The 23566-nt window shown below is 69.7% G+C and carries 21 protein-coding genes; 11 read left to right on the top strand and 10 right to left on the bottom strand.

The window, feature by feature from the left end:
• Window positions 1-39: 39 nt before the first annotated feature.
• The 3 genes from FK267_RS09790 to FK267_RS09780 all read left to right on the top strand — a co-directional run bounded on the left by FK267_RS09790 (window position 40) and on the right by FK267_RS09780 (window position 4337).
• Window positions 40-3612, top strand: a complete 3573-nt coding sequence (locus FK267_RS09790) for a proline dehydrogenase family protein (RefSeq protein WP_141407049.1) — start codon at window positions 40-42, stop codon at window positions 3610-3612.
• Between the two features lie 151 nt (window positions 3613-3763).
• Window positions 3764-4003 carry an antitoxin gene (locus FK267_RS09785; protein ID WP_075371852.1) on the top strand — a complete coding sequence of 80 codons (240 nt, stop codon included), beginning with the start codon at window positions 3764-3766 and terminating at the stop codon, window positions 4001-4003.
• A complete protein-coding gene (locus FK267_RS09780) occupies window positions 3897-4337 on the top strand; it encodes a type II toxin-antitoxin system PemK/MazF family toxin (RefSeq protein WP_309313442.1) in 441 nt (146 codons plus the stop codon). The genes FK267_RS09785 and FK267_RS09780 overlap by 107 nt, the downstream gene beginning before the upstream one ends.
• Window positions 4338-4344: 7 nt before the next feature.
• On the opposite strand, the gene FK267_RS09775 is transcribed toward FK267_RS09780, so the two are convergent.
• Genes FK267_RS09775 through FK267_RS09765 form a run of 3 tightly spaced genes read right to left on the bottom strand, consistent with a single transcriptional unit; the run spans window position 4345 to window position 6259 of the window.
• Window positions 4345-4569, bottom strand: coding sequence for a helix-turn-helix transcriptional regulator (locus tag FK267_RS09775; protein WP_020991564.1), 225 nt, complete (start codon window positions 4567-4569; stop codon window positions 4345-4347).
• 2 nt (window positions 4570-4571) lie between these two features.
• On the bottom strand, window positions 4572-5408 hold the full coding sequence (locus tag FK267_RS09770; RefSeq protein WP_141407047.1) for an ABC transporter permease: 837 nt from the start codon (window positions 5406-5408) through the stop codon (window positions 4572-4574).
• Window positions 5405-6259 carry an ABC transporter ATP-binding protein gene (locus tag FK267_RS09765; protein ID WP_141407046.1) on the bottom strand — a complete coding sequence of 285 codons (855 nt, stop codon included), beginning with the start codon at window positions 6257-6259 and terminating at the stop codon, window positions 5405-5407. Before FK267_RS09765 ends, FK267_RS09770 begins: the two co-directional genes overlap by 4 nt.
• 374 nt (window positions 6260-6633) lie before the next feature.
• Between FK267_RS09765 and leuA the strand changes: the two genes are divergently transcribed.
• The 3 genes from leuA to uppS are packed head-to-tail and all read left to right on the top strand — an operon-like array spanning window position 6634 to window position 10059.
• On the top strand, window positions 6634-8415 hold the full coding sequence (leuA, locus tag FK267_RS09760; RefSeq protein WP_141407045.1) for a 2-isopropylmalate synthase: 1782 nt from the start codon (window positions 6634-6636) through the stop codon (window positions 8413-8415).
• A gap of 22 nt (window positions 8416-8437) precedes the next feature.
• On the top strand, window positions 8438-9187 hold the full coding sequence (gene recO / locus FK267_RS09755; RefSeq protein WP_009747607.1) for a DNA repair protein RecO: 750 nt from the start codon (window positions 8438-8440) through the stop codon (window positions 9185-9187).
• Between the two features lie 2 nt (window positions 9188-9189).
• Window positions 9190-10059 carry a polyprenyl diphosphate synthase gene (uppS, locus tag FK267_RS09750; protein ID WP_141407044.1) on the top strand — a complete coding sequence of 290 codons (870 nt, stop codon included), beginning with the start codon at window positions 9190-9192 and terminating at the stop codon, window positions 10057-10059.
• Between the two features lie 499 nt (window positions 10060-10558).
• Here uppS and FK267_RS09745 read toward each other — a convergent pair whose 3' ends face one another.
• From FK267_RS09745 to FK267_RS09730, 4 genes are all read right to left on the bottom strand, one after another.
• Window positions 10559-10984, bottom strand: a complete 426-nt coding sequence (locus tag FK267_RS09745) for a Fur family transcriptional regulator (protein WP_070512659.1) — start codon at window positions 10982-10984, stop codon at window positions 10559-10561.
• A complete protein-coding gene (locus FK267_RS09740; RefSeq protein WP_141407043.1) occupies window positions 10981-11871 on the bottom strand; it encodes a metal ABC transporter permease in 891 nt (296 codons plus the stop codon). Before FK267_RS09740 ends, FK267_RS09745 begins: the two co-directional genes overlap by 4 nt.
• The gene (locus tag FK267_RS09735; RefSeq protein ID WP_141407042.1) at window positions 11868-12806 is read right to left on the bottom strand and encodes a metal ABC transporter ATP-binding protein; all 939 of its coding nucleotides are present in this window, start codon (window positions 12804-12806) and stop codon (window positions 11868-11870) included. Before FK267_RS09735 ends, FK267_RS09740 begins: the two co-directional genes overlap by 4 nt.
• A gap of 73 nt (window positions 12807-12879) precedes the next feature.
• Window positions 12880-13956, bottom strand: coding sequence for a metal ABC transporter substrate-binding protein (locus FK267_RS09730; protein WP_141407041.1), 1077 nt, complete (start codon window positions 13954-13956; stop codon window positions 12880-12882).
• Window positions 13957-14183: 227 nt separating this feature from the next.
• On the opposite strand from FK267_RS09730, the gene FK267_RS09725 reads away from it, so the two are divergent.
• Complete coding sequence (locus FK267_RS09725; protein ID WP_060958027.1) at window positions 14184-15575, top strand: glycine--tRNA ligase; 1392 nt, start codon at window positions 14184-14186, stop codon at window positions 15573-15575.
• A 114-nt stretch (window positions 15576-15689) separates the two neighbouring features.
• Entirely contained in the window at window positions 15690-17018 is a 1329-nt protein-coding gene (locus FK267_RS09720; RefSeq protein WP_141407040.1) for a YibE/F family protein, read from the top strand.
• Window positions 17019-17063: 45 nt separating this feature from the next.
• Here the strand turns inward: FK267_RS09720 and dusB are convergent, their stop codons facing one another.
• Complete coding sequence (gene dusB / locus FK267_RS09715) at window positions 17064-18362, bottom strand: tRNA dihydrouridine synthase DusB (protein WP_141407190.1); 1299 nt, start codon at window positions 18360-18362, stop codon at window positions 17064-17066.
• A 181-nt stretch (window positions 18363-18543) separates the two neighbouring features.
• Here dusB and FK267_RS09710 point away from each other — a divergent pair, with 181 nt between their 5' ends.
• A complete protein-coding gene (locus tag FK267_RS09710; RefSeq protein ID WP_176747033.1) occupies window positions 18544-19272 on the top strand; it encodes an SDR family oxidoreductase in 729 nt (242 codons plus the stop codon).
• Window positions 19273-19357: 85 nt separating this feature from the next.
• Window positions 19358-19858, top strand: a complete 501-nt coding sequence (locus FK267_RS09705) for a SixA phosphatase family protein (protein ID WP_009406005.1) — start codon at window positions 19358-19360, stop codon at window positions 19856-19858.
• Window positions 19859-19886: 28 nt separating this feature from the next.
• Here FK267_RS09705 and serB read toward each other — a convergent pair whose 3' ends face one another.
• Both serB and glgC read right to left on the bottom strand, forming a co-directional pair.
• Complete coding sequence (serB, locus tag FK267_RS09700; protein ID WP_141407039.1) at window positions 19887-20597, bottom strand: phosphoserine phosphatase SerB; 711 nt, start codon at window positions 20595-20597, stop codon at window positions 19887-19889.
• 97 nt (window positions 20598-20694) lie between these two features.
• Window positions 20695-21939 (bottom strand): glucose-1-phosphate adenylyltransferase, encoded by a 1245-nt coding sequence (glgC, locus tag FK267_RS09695; RefSeq protein ID WP_141407038.1) that lies wholly within the window; start codon window positions 21937-21939, stop codon window positions 20695-20697.
• Between the two features lie 349 nt (window positions 21940-22288).
• Between glgC and glgA the strand changes: the two genes are divergently transcribed.
• Window positions 22289-23518: a glycogen synthase gene (gene glgA, locus FK267_RS09690; protein ID WP_141407037.1), complete on the top strand. Its 1230-nt coding sequence runs from the start codon at window positions 22289-22291 to the stop codon at window positions 23516-23518.
• Window positions 23519-23566: the final 48 nt, after the last annotated feature.

Here is a 23566-nt window from a genome sequence, read left to right as displayed (position 1 = left end):
TGGAGGGTCCGACGTCATATCGACCTGGAGGCCACACGCATGACGAACACCGCCGTTCCCAGTCAGCCCCGTACCAACGCAGACAACGCAGGACGCCGCTGCCCCGACGACCTGTGGGCGCTGGGCGAGAAAGCCGTCGCCCGAGCACGCCGGTGGGCTGACGAGTCGGCATCCGAGCCAGTACCGCGCTCAGCCAAGCTCCTTTCCCGCATCCTCTCCGACCCCGAGGGCCTGACCTTCACCACCCGCTTCGTCGACGACGTCGTGCGTCCCACCGACCTCGACGTCGCCAGCACCGCCCTCAAGCGCCTGTCGGCAGGGCGCACCGACTTCCTGCCGCCCGCCCTGGCCGGAGCCATGGGGCTGGGATCGGCCGCCTCCCGCCTCGCCCCGCGCACCGTCACCGCGGTCGCCCGGCGAGTCTTCCGGGAGATCGTCGGCGACCTCGTCGTCGACGCCACCGACAAGGGACTCGGGCCCGCCCTCGCCCGCCTGCGCAAGGGCGGCAACCGACTCAACGTCAACCTCCTGGGCGAGGCCGTCCTGGGGGAGAAGGAGGCCTCCCGCCGACTGGCCGAGGTCTCCCGCCTGGTCACCCGCGAGGACGTCGACTACGTCTCGGTCAAGGTCTCCGCCGTCACCGGCCCCCACAACCCCTGGGGCTTCGAGGAGGTCGTCGCCCACGGCGTCCAGGCTCTCCTGCCCCTCTACCGCCTGGCCCGCGACCACGGCACCTTCCTCAACCTGGACATGGAGGACTACAAGGATCTCGACCTGACCATCGCGGTCTTCACCGCGATCCTCGACCAGGAGGACATGCGCGGCTACGAGGCCGGCATCGTTCTGCAGGCCTACCTGCCCGACTCCCTGGGCGCCATGCAGCGCCTCCAGGAGTGGGCCGCCAAGCGTGTCGCCTCCGGCGGCTCACGCGTCAAGGTCCGCATCGTCAAGGGCGCCAACCTGTCCATGGAGAAGGTCGACGCCGAGATCCACGGCTGGGAGCTGACCACCTGGCCCTCCAAGCAGGCCACCGACACCAACTACAAGCGCATGCTCTCCTGGGCGATGACGCCCGAGCGCACCCGCAACATCCGCCTGGGCGTGGCCGGCCAGAACCTCTTCGACATCGCCTTCGCCTTCGAGCTGCGCGCCGCGCGCGGCGTTGAGGACAGCGTCGAGTTCGAGATGCTCTCCGGCATGGCCACCGGCATCCAGGAGGTCGTGCGCCGCGACACCGGCCACCTCCTGCTGTACGTGCCCGTCGTCGATCCCCACGAGTTCGACGTCGCCATCTCCTACCTGGTGCGCCGCCTGGAGGAGAACGCGGCACCGGAGAACTTCATGTCCGGCGTCTTCGACCTGGCCAGCAACGAGCAGGTCTTCGCCCGCGAACGGGACCGCTTCCTGGCGGCCCTGTCCGACCTCGACCCGGACGCCCCGGTGCCGGTGCCCAACCGCACCCAGAACCGGCTCGCCGAGCGGGAGGCGGGCATCCCCGAGGAGACCGGGACGGTGGCCGAGCGCGCCAGGAGGTCCTTCGTCTCCGAGTCCGACTCCGACCCGGCCTTGGCCGCCAACCGCCAGTGGGCCCGGGACATCGCTGCCGCCATCCCGGGATCCACGCGGGGAGTGGCCGAGGTGGAGGCGGGCGCCGCCCGCCTGGCCACGAACGCCGATGTGGACTCCCTGGTGGCCTCGACGGCCGAGGCCGCCGGCGTCTGGCAGTCCCTGGACCCGGAGGAGCGGGCCGCCGCCCTGCACCGTGTCGGCGACGTCCTGGCCGCCCGGCGCGCCGAGCTCATCGAGGTAGCAGGCTCCGAGGCCGGCAAGACCATCGACCAGTCCGACCCCGAGGTCAGTGAGGCCATCGACTTCTGCCACCACTACGCCGAGTCCTCGCTGCTCCTGCACGACCCGGAGTACATGGTCGGGGCCCGCTTCGCCCCGGTGGACGTCACCGTGGTCGCCTCGCCCTGGAACTTCCCGGTGGCCATTCCCACCGGGGGAGTGGCCGCGGCCCTGGCGGCCGGCAGCGCCGTCATCCTCAAGCCCGCCCCGCCGGCCCGACGCTGCGCTGCCGAGCTCGTGCGCGCCTTCCACGACGCCGGGATCCCCGAGGATCTCGTGGTGCTCGCCCCGCTGGAGGACGGAGAGGTCTCACGCCACCTGGTGACCCACAAGGACGTCGACCGCGTGGTCCTCACCGGCTCCTACGACACGGCCCGCCTCTTCCGCTCCTGGAAGCCGGACATGCACCTGCTGGGGGAGACCAGCGGCAAGAACGCCATCATCGTTACCCCCTCGGCCGACCCCGACATCGCCGTGCGCGACGCCGTCTACTCGGCCTTCGCCCACGCCGGCCAGAAGTGCTCGGCCTCCTCCCTGCTGGTCCTGGTCTCCTCGGCCGGAAACTCCGAGCGCATCGCCCGCCAGCTCGTGGACGCCACCGCCTCCCTGCGGGTGCGCCTGCCGCTGTCGCTGGACTCCCAGATGGGTCCCGTCGTCGTGCCCGATGACGAGAAGGCCGTGCGCGGCCTGACCACCCTGGGGGTCGGCGAGCACTGGGTCCTCAAGCCCCGCTACCTCGGCGACGGTCTGTGGACCCCGGGTATTCGCGCCGGGGTCGTGCCCGGCAGCGAGTTCCACCTCACCGAGTACTTCGCGCCCGTTATCGGTGTCATGCGGGTGGACACGCTTGAGGAGGCCATCGAGGCGGTCAACGCCGTCGACTACGGGCTCACCTCCGGTCTCCAGACCCTCGACGCGGCCGAGCTGGCCGTCTGGCTCGACTCGATCCAGGCCGGCAACATCTACGTCAACCGTGGTATCACCGGGGCCATCGTGCGCCGCCAGCCCTTCGGTGGCTGGAAGCGCTCGGCCATCGGCTCGACGACGAAGGCCGGCGGCCCCTCCTACCTGCTGGGACTGGGTGACGTGGAGCCCGCAGACGGCCAGGGCGTGAAGGAACTGGCGGACCAGGGCACTGCGGCGCTGGATCCGCGCGTGGCGAGCCTGTGCGACGCCGTCACCGGCCAGCTGGGCGAGGCCGACCTGGCCGGGCTGCGCCGCGCACTGGTGGCCGACGCCTCCGCCTGGAGGAGCGCCTACGGTGCCAACCGCGACGTCACGGCGCTGGCCTGCGAGCGCAACGTCCTGCGCTACCGGCCCACTGATGTGCTCGTGCGCGCCGGGGCGGGAACCGAGCTGGCCGACGTGACGCGCGTCATGGCGGCCGGTGTGCGGGCCGGTGGGTTCGTCAGCCTGTCCGTGGCCGACCGTCTGCCCCAGCCGTTGCAGAACGCGCTGCAGGCCGCTGGCGTCCAGGTGGCGGTTGAGGACCAGGGCGCTTGGGACGCCCGCCTGGCTGAGCTCGCCGCTTCCGGCGGGCTGGGAACGCGCGTGCGCATCCTCGGCCCGCGTGAGGAGACCTCGGACGCCCGCTGGAGCCACGCCAGCCGGGTGACCGGTGGGAGCCCCGACATCGCCCTGTACACGGGTGCCGTGACGGCCTGCCCGCACTCCGAGCTGCTGCCCTTCCTGCGTGAGCAGGCGGTGGCCATCACCAACCACCGCTTCGGCACCCCGCTGGACCTGGCCGAGGGCCTCCTGTAGGGCGGTCTGCGCCAAGGCGAAGACACGTAGCCGAACCGAGTAATCGGGTGGTGCCCTCCCCATCTGGGGAGGGCACCACCCGATTACGAGTTGCCTGATGAGCCTCGTCGCTCCCTTGCCCCTGGCGATGCTACCCGAGTAGCATGCAGGTATGAAGTTAAGCGTGAGTTTGTCGGAGAGTGACCTCATTCTGCTGGACCGATGCGTGGAGCGTGACGGTTTGGCATCGAGGTCAGCCGGCATTCAGAACGCCATCCGCCTGCTCGGTAAAGCCGATCTTCAGGATGCTTACGCAGAGGCATGGTCCTCCTGGGATGCCTCCGAGGATGCAACCGTCTGGGATAGTGCGGTCGCTGACGGGATTGATGGAGGTGGGGGTGCTACGAGGTGAAATCCGCCTTGTCGATTTCGAGCCTTCTGTTGGCAGTGAGGCAAACAAGCGTCGACCTGCGCTCATAGTGAGTAACGACCATGCCAATGCGGCGGCCGCGCGTCTTGGTCGCGGTGTTGTGACAGTGGTCCCATTGACGAGCTTAACTTCGCGAGTTCTTCCTTTTCAGGTCTTCCTTCCCTCGGAGGCAACTGGCTTGCCCAAGGACTCCAAGGCTCAGGCGGAGCAAGTTCGATCGATTGCTGTGGAGAGAGTTGGTGAGGTTGTCGGCTGGTTACCCGGTGGCCTGATGAAGATGGTCAATGAGGCTCTGATCCTCCATCTCTCCTTGTGATGGTGTCTTACGTCAGGCGGGGGAACTCCTCCAGGGAGAAGACCGACTCCACGGGCACGTCGAAGTAGCGGGCGATGCGCAGGGCCAGGTGCAGCGAGGGGGCGTACTCCCCGCGCTCGAGGTAGCCCACCGTCTGGTAGTGGACGCCGAGGGCCTCGGCCAGCTCACGGCGGCTCACTCGCCGGTCGGCGCGTAGGACCGCGATCCGGTTGTGGACGACGTCGTCGGACATGGTCACAGACCGGTCTGGGAACGAATGGTGGACTGCACGCGCGCCAGACTACCGATCGTCTCCTTGCGGAAGCTGCGCCGCACGATGAACGAGGCTCCCGCGAAGCCGAGAACCGTCCATGCCGCCAGGACCCCGATGGCGAGCACCGGTGAGAAGGCTCGGCCCACCTCCCACGAGGGGTCCCCCACCAGTGCCCAGCGGGTCAAGTGCCCCGACCAGTACGTCGGCAGCGCCAGCTGAACCGCCTGCAGCCAGGAGGGGAGTCGGTCCATGGGCATGAAGAAACCGCTCGTCCCGATGAGGGCGAACATGGGCAGGTAGGAGGCCATGAAGCTGTAGACGCCGCGGACGAAGGCGCCCACGAGGAAGCCCAGTGGGGCTGTCGCAACGGCTGACAGCACCATGAGCGGCAGGCAGGCCAGCACCTGGGACGTACTCAGGGGCAGCGCCTCAACGAACAGGGCTCCCCCGAGAAGAATGGCGCCCTGGAAGACGAGGGTCTGAGCGACTGAGGACATTGTCTTACCGATCGCCCACGTCAGCGGACCGTGGGGCAGGACGCGCACCCGCAGCAGGGCGCCACCGATACGGTCGACGTAGGCCTCGCCGGCGATCTGAAAGGTGATGAAGCAGCTGATCGTGCCAATGCTGCCGGCGAGGAACATGGGGCCGAAGGCCGCGTGGGCCGCGGTTGCGACCTGGCTGTTCTTGCCGACGATCACGATGGCGCTCACGGAGGCAAGCAGTGCGATGCCTGCCCCGACAACGCCTGCTCGCAGGTCCAGGGCGGCCTGGCGACGGGCTGCGCGTAGAACTGCCAGGAAGGTGCGAGTGCTCATGACTGGGGCTCCTTGCTGCTGACGAGGGAGAGGTAGGTCTCCTCCAGGGTGGGGCGGGTGATGGTGAGCCCGGTGATGGCGTCGAGGTCGAGCTCCTTGACGAAGCGCTCGGGGCAGTGGGTGGAGTGGACGTGGTGGGTCCCGTCCTGGACCCAGGTGATCTCGGCGCCGCGATCGAGGCGCTCACGCAGCGCCGTGACCGTGCCGTCGGCGAGGATCCGTCCCTCGTTCATGATGAGCACGCGTGAGGCCAGGTGCTCGGCCTCAGTCAGGTCGTGGGTGGTCATGACGATGGTGGCGTCGTCGTCGACCCGGGCCAGAATGAGATCGTGCAGTCGCGCCTTGGAGACCGGGTCGAGTCCGGTCGTCGGCTCGTCCAGGACGAGGAGCTCGGGTGCGGCCATGAGGGCGGCCGCGAAGTCAATGGTGCGTCGCTGCCCGCCGGAGAGCCTCGACAGCCGGGAGTCGGCCTTCTCGCTGAGGCCGACGGCGTCGAGCGCCTCGTCGACGCTGCTCACCCGGCTTGCCGCCGTCAGCTGGACTGAGCGGATCCACTCCAGCTGGTCCCTCACCCTCCACTTGGCGTGGTCGGTCCAGCTCTGCTGCACCAGCCCGACCCTCGCCCAGAAGTCGGCGCCCGCCCGGCGCGGATCGGTGCCGAGCACGCGCACCCTGCCGGCGGTCGGGGTCAGAGAGCCCAGCAGGTTCTCCACGAGGGTCGTCTTGCCCACGCCGTTGGGACCGAGCAGGCAGACGACCTCTCCGGCCTCGACCGATAGATCGACGCCGCGCAGCACCGGGGTGTCCCCGTAGGAGAACTCGAGGTTCTCCGTGGTGATGACTGGAGCCATCGCACAAACCCTCCTGAGTAGAAGCGCAACTGAATGTAGTAGAGATGCTACATCATGGTGTTGGTGTGCGTCAGAGTACGAGACATGGCCCGCGGGGGAGCCCCTTCATCCTCCGTCTCACTCTGCGGTCCCATGCGACCCCCTTACCTGACGATGGGTCCTCATCGGGGTAGGGTCTACGGCGTGCGAGCGACTCCAGGCCACCAGGTGAGCCTCCTGCTTAGTCGCCGCGGCGGGGCCTGACAGGCCGGCACCCCGACCGCGGCTGACTCGTTCTGCTCGGCCACGTTCGCGGCCATGTTCCTCAGGAGTCAGACGAGTCTTCCGGGAACCGCCGTCGGAACCACGAAGCATCTGATCCCAGGAGAAACCCGATGCGCAACGCCCGCCCCGCCCCCCAGCAGCCCTCCGGTATGCCGTTCGCCAAGTACCGGCCCTTCCTCGACGTCGTCTCCATCGACCTGCCCGACCGCACCTGGCCGGACAAGCGCATCACCGCCGCCCCCCGCTGGCTGAGCACCGACCTGCGCGACGGCAACCAGTCCCTCATCGAGCCCATGGGCCCCCAGGCCAAGCGCGCCATCTTCGACCTGCTCGTGAGCATGGGCTTCAAGGAGATCGAGATCGGCTTCCCAGCCGCCTCCCAGACCGACTTCGACTTCGTGCGCTCCCTGGTGGACGACGGCGCGTTCCCCGAGGACGTCACCATCTCCGTGCTCACCCAGTCACGCGGCGAGCTCATCGACCGCACCCTGGACGCCTGCATCGGCATCCCACGGGCCACCGTCCACCTCTACAACGCCCTGTCGCCCCTGTTCCGCAACGTCGTCTTCCGCATGGACCGCGACCAGATCCGCGAGCTCGCCGTCGACGGCACCCGCCAGATCATGGCCCGCGCCGAGAAGGTCCTCGACGAGGACACGATCTTCGGCTACGAGTACTCCCCGGAGATCTTCGTCGACACCGAGCTCGACTACAGCCTCGAGGTCTGCCAGGCCGTCATGGACGTGTGGCAGCCCGAGGAGGACCGCGAGATCATCCTCAACCTGCCCGCCACCGTCGAGCGCGCCACCCCCAACGTCTACGCCGACCAGATCGAGTGGATGAGCCGCCACCTGCCCCGGCGCGAGTCCGTGTGCCTGTCCCTGCACAACCACAACGACCGCGGCTCGGGCGTGGCCGCCGCCGAGCTCGGCCTCATGGCCGGCGCGGACCGCGTCGAGGGCTGCCTGTTCGGCCACGGCGAGCGCACCGGCAACGTGGACCTGGTGACCCTGGCCCTCAACCTCTTCAGCCAGGGCGTCGACCCCATGCTCGACCTGTCCGACATCGACGAGGTCCGCCGCACCGTCGAGCGGGCCACCGGTATGGACGTGCCCCCGCGCACCCCCTACGCCGGCGAGCTCGTCTACACCTCCTTCTCCGGCTCCCACCAGGACGCCATCAAGAAGGGCTTCGCCGCGCGCAGCACTCAGGTCAGCGCCAAGAAGGCCGAGGGGCTGACCGACGCCGAGGCGCAGATCGCCGTCCCCTGGGCCATGCCCTACCTGCCCATCGACCCCCACGACGTGGGCCGCTCCTACGAGGCCGTCGTGCGCGTCAACTCCCAGTCCGGCAAGGGCGGGGTCGCCTACCTGCTGGGCACCACCCGCAAGCTTGAGCTACCCCGCCGCCTCCAGATCGAGTTCTCCCGCATCGTCCAGCGCCACACCGACACCTACGGCGGCGAGGTCGACGGCGACCGCCTGTGGTCGATCTTCGCCGACGAGTACCTGCCCGCCGCGGCCGCCCCCGAGGCCGAGCTCAGCCGCTGGGGCCGCTTCGAGCTGCGTGGGGCCACCCTGACCTCCACCGGTGATGACGAGGACTCCACCCTCACCGTCACCCTGGTCGACGGCGGGGGGGAGAAGCACCTGACTGCCTCCGGCAACGGCCCCCTGGACGCCTTCGTCACCGCCCTGGAGAGCACGGGCCTCAGCGTGCGGATCCTCGACTACGTCGAGCACGCCCTGAGCGAGGGACGCGACGCGAAGGCCGCCAGCTACGTCGAGTGCGAGGTCGACGGCCAGGTCCTGTGGGGCGTGGGCATCGACCCCTCCATCACCACCTCCTCCTTCAAGGCCGTTATCTCCGCCATCAATCGCGCCCTGCGCTGAGAGGGCGTGAGAGACTGCGCCCGTGACGAGCAGGCTGTACCGGGATGAGGCAATCATCCTGCGCACCTACAAGCTGGGCGAGGCCGACCGCATCATCGTGATGCTCACCCGCCATCACGGACAGGTGCGCGCCGTGGCCAAGGGGGTGCGCCGCACCACCTCCCGCTTCGGTGCCCGCCTGGAACCCTTCTCCATGACCGACGTTCAGCTCCACGCCGGACGCACCCTCGACGTCGTCACCCAGGCAGAGATCATCGACCCCTTCGGCCGGGCCGTCAGCGCCGACTACGCCATGTTCACCTGCGCCTCGACCATGGTGGAGACCGCTGAGCGCCTCAGCGCCGACGACGGAGACCTGGGCACCGAGGCCAGCCCCCAGCAGTACCTGCTGCTGGCCGGGGCCCTGGCCGCCATGTCCCACCGCCGCCACGCCCCCGGGCTCATCCTGGACTCCTACCTGCTGCGGGCCCTGGCCCTGGGGGGCTGGGCGCCCTCGTGCTACGACTGCGCCCTGTGCGGCGCCCCCGGACCCCACCGGGCCTTCCACATCCAGGCCGGTGGGGCGGTGTGCGAGTCCTGCCGCTCAGCCGGCGCCGTCGAGGTCGAGCCGGCCACGATGGCGCTCCTGGGGGCCCTCCTCTCCGGGGACTGGGCCGTGGCCGACGCCTCCGGTCAGCGCGAGCGCTCGCAGGCCTCCGGGCTCGTCTCGGCCTACACGACCTGGTACCTGGAGCGGCGCCTGCGCTCCCTCGCACTGGTGGAAAGGGCATAACCATGACAGATGTCGCCAGAGACATGACGGTCGAGGCCGCTCCGCCCCTGCACCGGCCCGGCCTGACCCCACCCGTGTTGCCGGCCGCCTCCCTGCCCCAGCACGTCGCCGTCGTCATGGACGGCAACGGGCGCTGGGCCAACGCCCGCGGCCTGCCCCGCACCGAGGGCCACCGGGTGGGGGAGGCCAATATGCTCGACGTCGCCGCCGGCGCCATCGAGATCGGCGTCAAAGAGCTGAGCGTCTACGCCTTCTCCACCGAGAACTGGCGGCGCTCACCCGGCGAGGTCCGCTTCATCATGGGCTTCGCCCGCAAGGTCCTGCGCGTCCAGCGCGATGTCCTCAACTCCTGGAACGTCAGGCTGCGCTGGATCGGACGCACCCCGCGCCTGTGGAAGTCCGTCCTGCACGAGTTGCGGGAGGCCGAGCGCGTCACCGCGCACAACACGGGCCTAGTCCTCAACCTGTGCATCAACTACGGCGGGCGGGCCGAGATCGCCGACGCCACCCGAGCCATCGCCGAGGACGTCGCCGCCGGCCGCCTCAAGGCCTCCTCCATCAACGAGAAGACCATCCAGCGTTACCTCTACTCACCTACCATGCGGGACGTGGACCTGTTCATCCGCACTGGCGACGAGCAGCGCACCTCCAACTTCCTCATGTGGTCCTCCTCCTACGCCGAGCTCTACTTCTCACCCCTGGCCTGGCCCGACTTCAACCGCACCGAGCTGTGGAAGGCCTGCGAGGCCTACGCCGGGCGCGAGCGCCGCTACGGCGGGGCCGTGGACAAGGTGCTGCACGAGGAACCCACCGGCGCCGAGGTCCGGGAGGCCGATGAGGCTGACGAGTCACCGCGCCCCGACGGGCAGTAGAGAACTGTCTTGTCTTTCTCCTTCTGAGAAGTGCGAGTGTCATGGCTGTCGGAGGCACTCACTCGGAGGGACTCCGGGGTGGGACGGTTGGCCTGGAGTCGATGGTGGGCCGATGGAAGAGGTCTCACGGGGCGCCAGTGTCCATGACGCTGACATTAGCCCTGCTCAGGCGTCGTAGGCTGGGGGGTAATCCGCAGAATTCCAACGATTTACGCTGGCTGCTTCCATGGCGAAACCGTTGATGTCAGCGCTATGGACACTTGGTTGCTGGTGGGTTCGACTCCGCGGGGTCAGCGCGACACCGGCTCCAGCCCGAGTTGGCTTACTCCACGAGGGTGGGGATCTACTGGCCAAGGGTTGTGCATACTGCACGAACCCCCGACCTACGTGGAGTACCCCCGGCCCTCTTTCAGTGGCTCCCGACCCTCGTTCAGTACACGCCAGGCACCACCCAAGCAACTGCGAAACCCGGCTCGGACACCGGGGCGATCAGACCTGCTCAGTCCTGTGAGGAGTCCTGGGCCGAGCACGTGGCGCACAGGCCGAAGAACTCCGCCGTGTGCTCCATCTGGGTGAAGCCCTGCCGGGCCGAGACCCGCTGAATCCACTCCTCCAGCCCACCGCCGGAAACCTCCACGGTGTAGCCGCAGCGGCGGCACACGATGTGGTGGTGGTGCTCCTGCTCCTCACAGGCCCGGTAGAGGACCTCACCCTCGGCGCTGCGCACCTGGTCCACCGCTCCGGACTCCGCCAGCGTCTGCAGGTTGCGGTAGACGGTGGCCAGGCCCACCTTAGTGCCCTCGGCCTCCAGGGCGGCATGGATCTGCTGGGCCGAGCGGAACTCGTCAGTGCGGGCGAGGATGTCGGCGACGGCGGCGCGCTGGCGCGTGGCGCGGGGACGCTGCGCCGTGCTGCTTGCGCTCATGATCTGCCTCCTGAGGTGATGTGGTGCCGTCGCGAGCGGCTGACGAGCTGCAGCAGTCCGGACAGGAGGGCGACGACGGCGTAGCCCCCCACTAGGAGTACCACGATCATGGCGCCGGGAGAGGCCGCCACCAGGTAGGTGATCGTCAGACCTGACACACAGGCCACCACGCCCAGCCCCATCGCCAGGTACATGGTGCGGGCGAAGGAGTGCGACACGAGCTGGGCGATGGCCACCGGCACGATCATGACCGCCGAGACCAGCAGGGCGCCCACCACCCGCATGGACACCGAGACCGTCAGCGCCGCCACTACCGCGACCAGCACGTTGAGGGCGCCGGTGGGCAGGCCGCAGGCGTGGGCGAACTCCTCGTCGTGGCACAACGCGAACAGTGGGCCGCGCAGCCCCAGCCCCACCAGGAGCACCAGGGTGGCCAGGGCGATGGTGAACCAGGCGTCGGAGACCGAGACCGTGGAGATCGAGCCGAACAGGTAGGAGTTGAGATTCGTCGTCGTCCCGCCGGCGACGCGAATGAGGATGACGCCCCCGGCGATGCCCCCGTAGAACAGGATTGCCAGGGCCACGTCTCCCCGGGTCCGGCCGTTGGCGCGGATGACCTCGATCATCACGGCTCCCAGCACGCTGATGAGGATCGCCCCGGGGACGGCCCAGGCGTCGTGAGGAGTGACGTTGACGGCGGCCCCGGCCAGCCAGCCCAGGGCGATGCCGGTCAGGGCGATGTGCCCGATCCCGTCGCCCAGCAGTGCCAGGCCCCGCTGAACCAGGTAGGTGCCCACCACCGGGGCGGCCAGCCCCACCAGGACCGCCACGATGAAGGCCCGCTGGATGAGGGGACTGGCAAGCATGTCGGAGACGAACTCGATCATGGGCGGGTGCTCCTACTACCGGAATGAGGGCGCGTGTCAGGCAGCCGATGGTCGAGGACGGGGGCGTGGTGGGCCGGAGGGCCGCCGGCGTCCGGGTGGTGGTCGCCGTCGGCGCCGTAGTCGGAGTGCGCGCGGTGCGGGTTGCCCTGGGGCGCGCCGGTCCCGCTGTCGCGCAGATGAGCGACCTCGCCGGCCGGGCCGTCGGCGACGAGCCGGCCGTCCTGCAGGAGGATCGCCCGCTGGACGACGTCGGCGAGCTCACCCATCTCGTGCAGCACCGTCACCAGGGTCAGCCCCTGCGCGCGCAGCCCCTGAAGAATCTCGGCCAGGGACTCGCGGCTGGCGCGGTCGATGCCGGCCAGAGGCTCATCGAGGATGAGCAGCTCGGGGGAGCGGACCAGGGCCCGGGCGATGAGGACCCGCTGGGCCTGCCCGCCGGAGAAGACCTGGACGTGGTCCGCGGCCCGGTGGGCCAGCCCGACGGCGTCCAGGGCGGCCATGGCCTTGCGTTTGGCGGCCCGGCCCCGGTCGGCCCAGGGCCGGCGCGGCCCCAGGAGCCCGGAGCGCACCACCTCCAGGGCGGTGGCCGGGACGCCGGAGCCGGCACCGATCCGCTGGGGGACGTAGCCGACCCGCTCCCAGGGGACCCTGTGCCGGCGCGAGGTGGGGGTGCCCAGGAGCTCGATGCTGCCGCCGGACAGGGGCACCAGGCCCAGAACGGCCTTGACGAGGGTGGACTTGCCCGAGCCGTTGGCGCCCAGGATCGCCACGGACTCGCCGCCGCCCACGGCCAGGCTCACGTCGTCCAGGATGAGGGAGGAGCCCAGGACGACGCTGAGCTCACGGACCTTGATGGCGAGCGCGGACGACGCCGCCCGGGGGGAACCGGACGGCGTCGTCACAGACGCTGGTGAAGGTGGAGATGATGAGGTCATACGGTTGCGATCATGCCAATCTGAGGGGGCGTCATCTGCTCGGGAACCTGGGCTCGGCGGCCGGGCCCTGAGGCTACTTGCACACCATGGCGGACTTGAGCCGCTCCAGGTTGGTGGTCATGGCGTCGGTGTAGTCGCCTCGCTCGGGCTTGGACTCCAGGGGGCTGAGGACGCTCGTCTCCGCCCCGGTCTCCGCGGCGATCGCCTTGGCGGGGGCGTCGGAGACCAGCTCCTCAGTGAAGATCGTCTTGACCCCCGTCTTCTCGACCACCGACTTGATGTTGGCCATCTCGGCGGGGCTGGGCTCGGTCTCCGGGTCGATGCCGGAGATGGAGGCCTGGGTCAGGCCGTAGCGCTCGGCCATGTAGCCGAAGGCGGCGTGGGAGGTGATGAAGGTCTTGTGCTGGCAGCTGGTAAAGCCCTGCTTGTACTGGTTGTCCACTCCGGTCAGCGCCGTCTTGAGCTTGTCCAGGCCCGCCTTGTAGTCGTTGGCGTTGGCCGGGTCGATCTTGGCGAAGGAGGTCTCAAGAGCCTCGGCCACCTTGATCATGCGGTCCGGGTCGAGCCAGAAGTGCGGGTCGAGGTCGCCGTCGTGCCCCTCACCGCCCTCGGCGTGCTCATCGTGGCCGTGCTCGTCGTGCTCGGCCTCGCTGGCCTGCGCGGTGGCGGCACTGGCCGAGGCGCCGTCGGAGGCCTCCTCGCCGTGCTCGTGCTCCTCCTCAACCCCCTCGTGGTGGACGAGGTTGGCCGGCTTGCTCAGGTCCACCACGGTGGGGCCGGAACCGACCTCCTTGACGGCCTTGTCCAGGGAGGGCTGGAAGCCGGGGACGTAGGCGATGAGGTCGGCCTTGCCCAGCTCGGCGGTCTCCTTGCCGGAGAGCTCGAAGTCGTGCGGCTCGACGTTGGAGGGGGTCACGGTGGAGACCTTGACGAGCTTGCCGCCAATGGACTCGGCCAGGTACTGGATCGGGTAGAAGGACGTGGAGACCGTCAGGGTCTTGCCCGGGGCGATCGTGTGCGGCGCCGATGCGTCTGACGAGCTCTCGCTCTTCAGGGCGCTGCACGCGCTCATGCCGGCAGCCAGCATCAGGGTGGCTCCGAGCGCCACGACGCGGTGGAGACGACGGGAACGAGCCTGTGAAACATTCATGCGAATCATTCTCATACTCTGTCGGTCCTGCGTCAAACTCGGGGTGAGTCCGCGTGTGCGCTGCTGAGAGCCGGTTTGGACGGCAGTCGGCAGGGCCCCCCGGGCGCGTGCGCGCGTCGGTGGTTGCGACGGGCCCCTCACCGACGCTCGGCCCCTGTCCGCCTAGACTGTCACCACTCGTCCCCACCAACCAGGCGGGACCACGACCACTCCTGAAGGAGCATCCGTTGGCATCCACCCCTTCACGCCTCGACGCCGTCATCAACCTCGCCAAGCGGCGCGGCTTCGTCTTCCCCTGCGGCGAGATCTACGGCGGAACCCGCTCGGCCTGGGACTACGGGCCGCTGGGCGTCGAGCTCAAGGAGAACATCAAGCGCCAGTGGTGGCAGTACATGGTCCGCTCGCGCGACGACGTCGTCGGGCTGGACTCCTCCGTCATCCTGCCGCGTGAGACCTGGGTCGCCTCCGGTCACGTCGGCGCCTTCACCGACCCGCTCGTGGAGTCCCTGCACACCCACAAGCGCTACCGCGCCGACCAGCTCATCGAGGACTACGCCGCCCGCAAGGGCCTCGACCCCGAGAACGTCACCCTCGACATGGTTCCCGACCCGGTCACCGGCCAGCCGGGTTCCTGGACCGAGCCGCGCGAGTTCTCCGGCCTGCTCAAGACCTACCTGGGGCCGGTCGACGACGAGTCCGGCCTGCACTACCTGCGCCCCGAGACCGCCCAGGGCATCTTCATCAACTTCGCCAACGTCATGAGCGCGGCCCGCAAGAAGCCGCCCTTCGGCATCGGCCAGGTGGGCAAGTCCTTCCGCAATGAGATCACGCCGGGCAACTTCATCTTCCGCACCCGCGAGTTCGAGCAGATGGAGCTGGAGTTCTTCTGCGAGCCGGGCACCGACGAGGAGTGGCACCAGTACTGGATCGACTACCGCAAGGCCTGGTACACCGATCTGGGCATCAGCGAGGACAACCTGCGCCTCTACGAGCACCCCGCCGAGAAGCTCTCCCACTACTCCAAGCGCACCGTGGACCTGGAGTACCGCTTCGGCTTCGCCGGCTCGGAGTGGGGCGAGCTCGAGGGCATCGCCAACCGCACCGACTTCGACCTGTCCACCCACGCCGAGCACTCCGGCAAGGACATGTCCTACTTCGACCAGACCCGCTCCGAGCGCTGGACCCCCTACGTCATCGAGCCCTCCGCCGGCCTGACCCGCTCGCTCATGGCCTTCCTCGTGGAGGCCTACACCGAGGACGAGGCCCCCAACACCAAGGGCGGGGTGGACAAGCGCATCGTGCTCAAGCTCGACGCGCGCATCGCCCCGGTCAAGGCGGCCGTCCTGCCGCTGAGCCGCAAGGAGGAGCTGACCGGACCGGCCAAGGAACTGGCCGCCCGCCTGCGCCGCTCCTGGAACGTGGAGTACGACGACGCCGGCGCCGTCGGCCGTCGCTACCGCCGCCAGGACGAGGTCGGCACGCCCTTCTGCCTGACCTACGACTTCGACTCGCCCGAGGACGGGGCCGTCACCGTGCGCGAGCGCGACACGATGGCCCAGGAGCGCATCCCGCTCGAGGGCGTCGAGCGCTACCTGGCTGAGCGCCTCATCGGCTGCTGACCAGCACCGAGCAGGCCGGCAGCCTCACTGAAGTCTCGCCGGCCCGGCCACCATCCGGGTCCCGCCCCGTGTCCCTGGCTCACCTCAGGGACACGGGGCGGGCATGATGGGACGGTGAGCACCAACTCGACCTCCCCGAGCAATGAGTCCGTCCCCGCCGAGAGCCTTCCCGAGCCGCCGGCCGAGGAGGGGCGGGACAGCAGGGGCCACGGCCGTCACAGCAGCAGCGGCCACAGTCACTCCCACTCCGGGCCCCTGGACCTGGATGCGGGGGAGGTCCGCCGGGTGCGGATCGTGCTCGGCGCCATCGTCGGCGCCCTGGTCCTGGCCACCGTCGTCGGGCTGTTCGTGCTCTGGCCCGGCAAGAGCTCACTGATCGGCTCGCGCTCCTTCACTGCAGAGGGCGGCTCGGTGGGCAAGGCCACCATCACCTCCACGGACCTGTCGGGCTGTCAGAGCTCGGTGAGCGCCCTGACGGAGGTCAACGGCGTCAAACCGGAGGAGTTCGCCAAGGGCCACGTGTGCGCCCGCATCACCGAGGGGGAGGGCAAGGGCCTGGTCATGCCGGTCCAGCTGGTGGGTGAGCCGCGCAAGCTCGCCCACGCCGGTGACCGGCTCGTCGTCCTCTACTCGCCTCAGGCCATCCTGTCCGGCTCCCCCTACTCCTTCATCGACTACCAGCGTCAGCTCCCGGTCGGCGCCCTGGCGGTCGTCTACCTCGTGCTCGTCGTCGCCGTGGCCGGGCGCAAGGGCGTCCTGAGCGTCCTGGGCCTGCTGGTGGCCACCGGCGTACTCGCCTTCTTCATGATCCCGGCGCTCCTGGCCGGTTCCCACCCACTGGCAGTGACCCTGGTCGGATCGATGGCGATGATGCTGGCGGCCGTCTACGTGGCTCACGGCGTGTCCATCCGCACCACGACCGCCCTGCTGGGAACGGTGGCAGGCATCGTGCTGACCGTGCTGCTGGCCCTGTGGGGGACCGACGCCGCCCATCTGACCGGCGACGTCGACGAGACCGCTCGTCTGCTGGCCTCGCGCACGCATATCGATCTGCAGACGCTGCTGACCTGCGGCATGGTCATCGCCGGGCTCGGCGTCCTCAACGACGTCACCATCACCCAGGCCTCCTCGGTGTGGGAGCTGCACGCCGCCAACCCGCTGCTATCGCGCACGCGCCTGTTCACCGGCGGGATGAGGATCGGCCGGGACCACATCGCCTCAACGGTCTACACCCTGGCCTTCGCCTACGCGGGCACGGCGCTGCCCCTCATCCTGGCCGCCGCCCTCATGGACCGGGCCGTGCTGGACACGATGCTCTCGGGTGAGATCGCCGAGGAGATCGTGCGCACCCTCATCTCCTCCATCGGTCTGGTCCTGGCGATCCCGGCGACCACGGCGATCGCGGCGGCCCTGTGTCGCGTCACGCCGGTCCTCGAGGAGTAGACGAGCAGCCGATGGCCGGTCTCAAGGACCCGGCGGGCCGCCGTCTCAGCCGCCGGAGACGTCGGACTCGGCCTGGCTGAGCATCTCGCGGTGGGCCGCGTCCAGGGTGGGGGAGTCCAGCCAGCCGTCGGGAAGACGGGGAGTCTTGGGGCTGCCGGCCCGCCCTCGGGGGCCCTCGACGATGTCGCCGGGGTAGTCCACGACCTCGGGCAGGCGCGAGCGCATCCGCGCCAGGCCTGCGTCGAGCTCGTCCAGGCTCCGGATCCCCATGAGGTCGGCGCGCGCCGCGCCGCCGACCGGGTAGCCCTTGAGGTACCAGCCCACGTGCTTGCGCAGGTCGCGCACCCCTCGGTCCTCACCCATCTCCTCGGCCAGCATTCGCCCGTGGCGACGGATGACCTCGATGACGGCGTCCAGGTCCGGGCGGGTGCGCGTCGGCGAGCCGTGCATGGCCGCCACGATGTCGGCGAACAGCCAGGGCCGTCCCTGGCAGCCGCGGCCCACGACGACGCCGTCGCAGCCGGTGGCCTCCATCATGCGCACCGCGTCGTCGCCCAGCCAGATGTCACCGTTGCCGAGCACCGGCAGGTCGGTGGCCTCCTTGAGTCGGGCGATCTCCTTCCAGCGGGCCTGGCCCGAGTAGTGCTGGCGCGCGCTGCGGGCGTGCAGGGCCACGGCGGCGATCCCGGCGTTGTCGGCGGCTCGGGCGGCGTCGAGGAAGGTCTCGTGCTCCTCGTCGATGCCCAGGCGCATCTTCATGGTCACCGGCACCTGCCGCGCCCGCCCGACGGCGCGGACGGCGGCCTCACTGGCGCGCACCGCCTCGGTGAGGATCGCCGCCAGCAGGTCACGCTTCCACGGCAGCGCCGCCCCGCCGCCCTTGCGGGTCACCTTGGGGACCGGGCAGCCGAAGTTCAAGTCGATGTGGTCGGCCAGATCCTCCTCCACCAGGATCCGCACCGCGGCCCCCACCGTGGCCGGATCGACCCCGTAGAGCTGGATGGAACGCACCCTCTCAGCCGGATCGGTGCGCACCATCGCCAGAGTGCGCTCGTTGCGCTCCACCAGGGCGCGGGTGGTGACCATCTCCGTGACGTACAGGCCCGCCGGGGCCAGCAGGCCGCCGTCAGGCGTGGGCAGTGGACCGGGACAGGAGGGCCTCAGCGACTCCGGCAGGGCCGCCTCGGCCATCTCCCGGCACAGGCGGCGGAAGGAGGCGTTGGTGACTCCGGCCATGGGGGCGAGCTCGACCGGGGTGGGGACCACCAGTGGCCCGATGCGCAGTGGCGCGGGCGTTCGGCCCGAGGCGCAGGCGTGGGGGAGGCGGGGGGAGGTCTCACTCATCGTCACCCCGACATGCTGACACACGGTGGGTGTCAGGGCCGTGACCGGCCCCGCCCTGCGACCCCGAAGAGACACAGGTATAGACCACTTGTGAAGGAAGTAACAGGGATGGATCAGTATCAGCGTATGACGAATCGCTGATGGCGAGTGCTGATGCGCGTTACCTTGTGTGCTTGTGCTGATGAACGAAGAGACCGAGCCGTCGATATCACGTTCCGTCGTCGTGACCGGAGCCTCCCGGGGAATCGGGGAGGCGGTTACGAAGGCGTTCCTGGCACAGGGCGACCGGGTGGCGGGCATCTCCCGCTCCGGTGAGGCCCCCGACGGCGCCCTGGCCCTGGCCGCCGACGTCACCGACCCCGACGCCCTGGCCGACGCCCTGGCCTCCGCCACTGAGGCGCACGGCCCCATCGAGGTCCTCGTGGCCTCGGCCGGCATCAACCGGGAGTCACTGGCGGCCCGCACCTCCTCCCAGATGTGGGACGAGGTCATCTCCGCGGACCTGACCGGCACCTTCAACACCGTGCGCGCCGTGACACCAGCCATGATGCGGGCCCGCAAGGGGCGCATCGTCCTGGTCTCCTCGGCCATCGCCGCACGCGGAGGCGTGGGCCTGTCGGCCTACGGCGCCGCCAAGGGCGGTGTGGAGGGGCTGACCCGCTCCCTGGCCCGTGAGCTCGCACCGCGCGGCATCACCGTCAACGCCGTCGCCCCCGGCTTCGTCACCACGGCGATGACCGCCTCCCTGCCCGACCACATCCGCACCGCCTACCTCGAGCAGATCCCCCTGGGGCGCTTCGCCGACGTCACCGACATCGCCGGCCCCGTCCTCTTCCTGGCCTCACCCGCGGCCGCCTACGTCACCGGCGCGATCCTCGGCGTCGACGGCGGCCTGGGCATGGGGCGCTAGGCGCACGGCGGGGAGCGAGACGTCGTCGGGACCGTATCCGGGCAGCGCCGTGGTGCCGTAGGGTAGAGACGTGACAACGGATCCCATGCGCCGGCTCGTGCTCGTCCGACACTCCAAGGCCTCTCACGACGCCGTCACCGACCTGGAACGTCCTCTGACCCCCAAGGGCACCGCCCTGGCCGGCCTGCTGGCCAAAGAGCTGCGCAAGCGCCTGGAGACCACCGACCTGCTCCTGGTCTCCCCGGCGGCCCGGGCCCGCGAGACCGCCCGCCCCATCCGCGACCGCCTCGAGCCCACCGACACCCTCGTGCGCGAGGAGATCTACAACCTGGGCCCCAACGGCATCCTCAAGGTCCTGGCCGAGGACGGTGCTGACGCCAGGACGGTCGTCGTCGTCGGCCACGAGCCCACGATCTCCGTGCTCGCCCACATCCTCCACGACACCGACGACGACCTGGCCTCCCAGATCTCCTTCGGGGTGCCCACGGCCACCGCCGTCATCATCGACGTCCCCGGCACCTGGGCGGACCTGGAGCCCAAGGGCGCCCGCATCCGGGAGATCTTCACCGCCCGCAAGCGCGACTGAGGCCGGATCTCCCCGAAACCGCAGCCGGTCAACCCCCGATCAGCTGCAGGACGGCGCGCAGGTCACGCACGTGGATGGCCGCGTCGGCCTGCTCAACGACCACCGGCTTGGCGCAGAACGCCACCCCCAACCCCGCGGCCTCCAGCATGCCCAGGTCGTTGGCCCCGTCACCCACTGCGATGGTGCGCTCCATGGGCACACCGTCCTGCCGGGCCCAGGTGAGCAGGCAGCGGACCTTCTCCTGACGGTCCACGATCCGCCCCAGAACCCGGCCGGTGAGACGGCCCTCCTCCAACTCCAGGCGGTTGGCCGCCACGTGGTCGATGCCCAGCCGCTCGGCCAGAGGCACCACGACCTCCTCGAACCCGCCCGAGACGACCCCCACCCGGCAGCCGCGTGCGTGCAGCGCCTCAACGAGCTCGGCCGCGCCCTGAGTGGGACGCACCTCGGCCAGGACCTCCACGAAGACCTCCTGGGGGACACCGGCCAGCGTCGCCACCCGCTCGCGCAGGGAGGCCGCGAAGTCCAGCTCCCCGCGCATCGCCCGGGCCGTGACCTCAGTGACCAGCTCACGGGTCCCGGCGCGCTCGGCGATGAGCTCGATGACCTCCTGCTCGATGAGGGTGGAGTCCACGTCCATGACCAGCAGGCCGGGGCCCTCAGTCACTAAGGGGCCCTCGCTCAGCGCCCCGCTGAGCTCCGCGGAGTCGCCGGCACGGTGTCGAGAGGTGTCACTCATGGCTCCATGCTAGTGGGCGAGCCGGCAGGCGAAGACTGCGCGCCGCCGCCCGGAGGCTCGGGCGACGGCGCGCACTGCAAAGGCGGTGAGCCTGCGGTCAGCGGGTGACGATCTGTCCCTTGGCCACCACCGTGATGCCGGACTCGGTCACGGTGAAGCCCCGCTCGCGGTCGTGCTCGGGGTCGATCCCCACCATGGCGCCTTCCTCGACCTTGACGTACTTGTCCAGGATCGCGCGGTTGACCACGGTGTTACGGCCCACCTCGGCCCCGTCCATGATGACGGACTCGCGCACCGAGGACCAGGAGTTGACGCGCACACCGGGGGACAGGACCGAGGAGATCACCTCACCACCGGAGACGATGACGCCCGGCGAGACGATCGAGTCGACCGCGTGCCCCAGACGCTCGTGGTGGCCGTAGACGAACTTGGCCGGAGGCATCGCGGCCTGGTAGCCGGCGAACAGCGGCCAGCGGTCGTTGTACAGGTTGAACACGGGGGTCACTGAGATGAGGTCCTGGTGCGCCTCGAAGAAGGCGTCCACCGTACCCACGTCGCGCCAGTAGTCGCGGTCGCGCTCGGAGGAGCCCGGCACGTCGTTGTCCTTGAAGTCGTAGACGCCGGCCGCCCCCTGGTTGACGAACCAGGGCACGATGCTGCCGCCCATGTCGTGCTTGGAGGTCTCGTCGGCGGCGTCAACCGTCACGGCCTCCAGGAGCGCGTTGGCGTCCATGATGTAGTTGCCCATCGAGGCCAGGACCTCATCGGGGGAGTCCGGCAGACCGGGGGTCTCCGTGGGCTTCTCCACGAAGGCCTTGATCCTGCCGCGGTCGGACGGGTCGGTCTCGATGACGCCGAACTGGTCCGCCAGGGATCGGGGCTGACGGATACCCGCGACAGTGCAGGGCAGACCAGAGGCGATGTGGTGGTCCAGCATCTGGGAGAAGTCCATGCGGTAGATGTTGTCCGCACCGGTGATGACCACATAGTCCGGCCGCTCGTCGTCGAGCAGGTTGAGGGACTGGTAGATCGCGTCGGCGCTCCCCAGGAACCAGTGCTTGCCCACGCGCTGCTGGGCCGGCACCGGCGCGATGTAGTTGCCCAGCATGTCGGACATGCGCCACGTCTTGGAGATGTGACGGTCCAGCGAGTGGGACTTGTACTGGGTGAGCACCACGACCTTGAGGAAGCCGGAGTTAATCATGTTGGACAGGGAGAAGTCGATGAGGCGGTAGATGCCGCCGAAGGGCACGGCGGGCTTGGCGCGATCGACGGTCAGGGGCATGAGGCGCTTGCCCTCGCCACCGGCGAGGACGATTGCGAGAACACGAGGTTGAGCCATGTGGCCCACCTTACGTTGCTCGAGGGGCCTGCGGGGCCAAATGGGTCACATTCGGGGTAGGTTCTCCGCCGAATCCTTGCCTGAGGCGTCGTTCAGGACGATCGAGCACCGGGCGACTCGTCCTGATCCGGTCCCCGACGCCTCACGTGCGAGTCGCCCCGCCTCCACTGCGGAGCGGATGCCGTCGGCCCTTCGCAGGAGAGTCGGTGGAAACCACCGGCGCTGAACGATCCCACCGGGCCCCGTGTGCGTATAACGTCGGGTGTGGCGCCCGCCCCACCGCAGGCGCCCGTCCTGCGCCGAGGAAGGCGCGGTCAGTCCATCCATCAGACAGAGGAGAGGCACACCCATGAGGGTCGACCTGCTGACCAAGGAGTACCCACCCTTCATCTACGGCGGCGCCGGAGTCCACGTCAACGAGCTCGCCAAGGTCCTGCGCCCCCTGGCCGACGTCCGCGTCCACGCCTTCGGCGGCCCCCGCGAGCCCGGCACCGAGGGCGCCGACGACGGCGTCACCGGCTACCCCGAGATCGCCGAGCTCGACGGCGCCAACGCCGCTCTGCGCACCTTCGGAGTCGACCTGGAGATGGCCCAGGGCGCCGAGGGAACCGACCTCGTCCACTCCCACACCTGGTACGCCAACCTCGCCGGGCACCTGGCCGGTCTGCTTCACGGCGTCCCCCACGTCATCAGCGCCCACTCCCTGGAGCCCCTGCGCCCCTGGAAGGCCGAGCAGCTCGGCGGCGGCTACGCCCTGTCCTCCTGGGCGGAGAAGACCGCCTACGAGGCCGCCTCCGGGATCATCGCAGTCTCCAACGGCATGCGCGAGGACATCCTGCGCTGCTACCCGGCCGTCGACCCCGAGCGCGTCAAGGTTGTCCACAACGGCATCGACCTCGAGGCCTGGAAGCACCCGCAGGGCCAGGAGGCCGACGCCCAGGCCGCCGCCACCCTCAAGCGCCTGGGCATCGACCCCGACCGCCCCACCATCGTCTTCGTCGGACGCATCACCCGGCAGAAGGGCCTGCCGCACCTGCTGCGCGCCTGCGAGCAGCTGCCCGCGGACGTCCAGGTCATCCTGTGCGCCGGCGCCCCCGACACCCCCGAGATCAAGGCCGAGGTCGAGGGCCTCGTGGCCCACCTGCGCGACAAGCGCACCGGCGTGGTCTGGATCGAGGAGATGCTGCCGCGCCCCGAGCTCATCGCCGTGCTGGCCGCCTCCGACGTCTTCGTGTGCCCCTCCGTCTACGAGCCCCTGGGCATCGTCAACCTCGAGGCCATGGCCGTGGGCCTGCCGGTCGTCGGCTCAGCCACCGGCGGCATCCCAGACGTCATCGTCGACGGCGAGACCGGCCTGCTCGTGCCCATCGAGCAGGTCCAGGACGGCACCGGCACCCCCATCGACCCGGCCCGCTTCGAGGCCGACCTGGCCGAGCGCCTCACCACCCTGGTCACCGACACCGAGGCGGCCAAGGCCATGGGGCAGGCCGCCCGACACCGCGTCGAGGAGCACTTCGCCTGGCAGGCCATCGCCCAGCGCACCATGGACGTCTACAACTGGGTCCTGGCTCAGGGGTGAACGGGACGGCTCCCGCTCGGTGACCCCACCGATACGCCACCGAGTGGT

It is taken from the genome of Actinomyces oris (genome assembly GCF_006546825.1).
Classification (GTDB): Bacteria; Actinomycetota; Actinomycetes; order Actinomycetales; family Actinomycetaceae; genus Actinomyces; species Actinomyces oris.
This window is presented reverse-complemented; position numbering and strand designations above follow the sequence as displayed.

What these genes read in the sequence shown, in the direction of transcription:
- FK267_RS09775 (WP_020991564.1), bottom strand. Translation starts at nt 4,569, where the DNA reads ATGTCCGACGACGTCGTCCACAACCGGATCGCGGTCCTACGCGCCGAC.
- serB (WP_141407039.1), bottom strand. Translation starts at nt 20,597, where the DNA reads ATGAGTGACACCTCTCGACACCGTGCCGGCGACTCCGCGGAGCTCAGC.
- glgC (WP_141407038.1), bottom strand. Translation starts at nt 21,939, where the DNA reads ATGGCTCAACCTCGTGTTCTCGCAATCGTCCTCGCCGGTGGCGAGGGC.
- FK267_RS09740 (WP_141407043.1), bottom strand. Translation starts at nt 11,871, where the DNA reads ATGATCGAGTTCGTCTCCGACATGCTTGCCAGTCCCCTCATCCAGCGG.
- FK267_RS09765 (WP_141407046.1), bottom strand. Translation starts at nt 6,259, where the DNA reads ATGGCTCCAGTCATCACCACGGAGAACCTCGAGTTCTCCTACGGGGAC.
- FK267_RS09710 (WP_176747033.1), top strand. Translation starts at nt 18,544, where the DNA reads ATGAACGAAGAGACCGAGCCGTCGATATCACGTTCCGTCGTCGTGACC.
- FK267_RS09790 (WP_141407049.1), top strand. Translation starts at nt 40, where the DNA reads ATGACGAACACCGCCGTTCCCAGTCAGCCCCGTACCAACGCAGACAAC.
- FK267_RS09730 (WP_141407041.1), bottom strand. Translation starts at nt 13,956, where the DNA reads ATGAATGTTTCACAGGCTCGTTCCCGTCGTCTCCACCGCGTCGTGGCG.
- glgA (WP_141407037.1), top strand. Translation starts at nt 22,289, where the DNA reads ATGAGGGTCGACCTGCTGACCAAGGAGTACCCACCCTTCATCTACGGC.
- FK267_RS09705 (WP_009406005.1), top strand. Translation starts at nt 19,358, where the DNA reads ATGCGCCGGCTCGTGCTCGTCCGACACTCCAAGGCCTCTCACGACGCC.
- FK267_RS09745 (WP_070512659.1), bottom strand. Translation starts at nt 10,984, where the DNA reads ATGAGCGCAAGCAGCACGGCGCAGCGTCCCCGCGCCACGCGCCAGCGC.
- FK267_RS09780 (WP_309313442.1), top strand. Translation starts at nt 3,897, where the DNA reads ATGCTTACGCAGAGGCATGGTCCTCCTGGGATGCCTCCGAGGATGCAA.
- leuA (WP_141407045.1), top strand. Translation starts at nt 6,634, where the DNA reads ATGCGCAACGCCCGCCCCGCCCCCCAGCAGCCCTCCGGTATGCCGTTC.
- FK267_RS09770 (WP_141407047.1), bottom strand. Translation starts at nt 5,408, where the DNA reads ATGAGCACTCGCACCTTCCTGGCAGTTCTACGCGCAGCCCGTCGCCAG.
- FK267_RS09785 (WP_075371852.1), top strand. Translation starts at nt 3,764, where the DNA reads ATGAAGTTAAGCGTGAGTTTGTCGGAGAGTGACCTCATTCTGCTGGAC.
- FK267_RS09735 (WP_141407042.1), bottom strand. Translation starts at nt 12,806, where the DNA reads ATGACCTCATCATCTCCACCTTCACCAGCGTCTGTGACGACGCCGTCC.
- dusB (WP_141407190.1), bottom strand. Translation starts at nt 18,362, where the DNA reads ATGAGTGAGACCTCCCCCCGCCTCCCCCACGCCTGCGCCTCGGGCCGA.
- uppS (WP_141407044.1), top strand. Translation starts at nt 9,190, where the DNA reads ATGACAGATGTCGCCAGAGACATGACGGTCGAGGCCGCTCCGCCCCTG.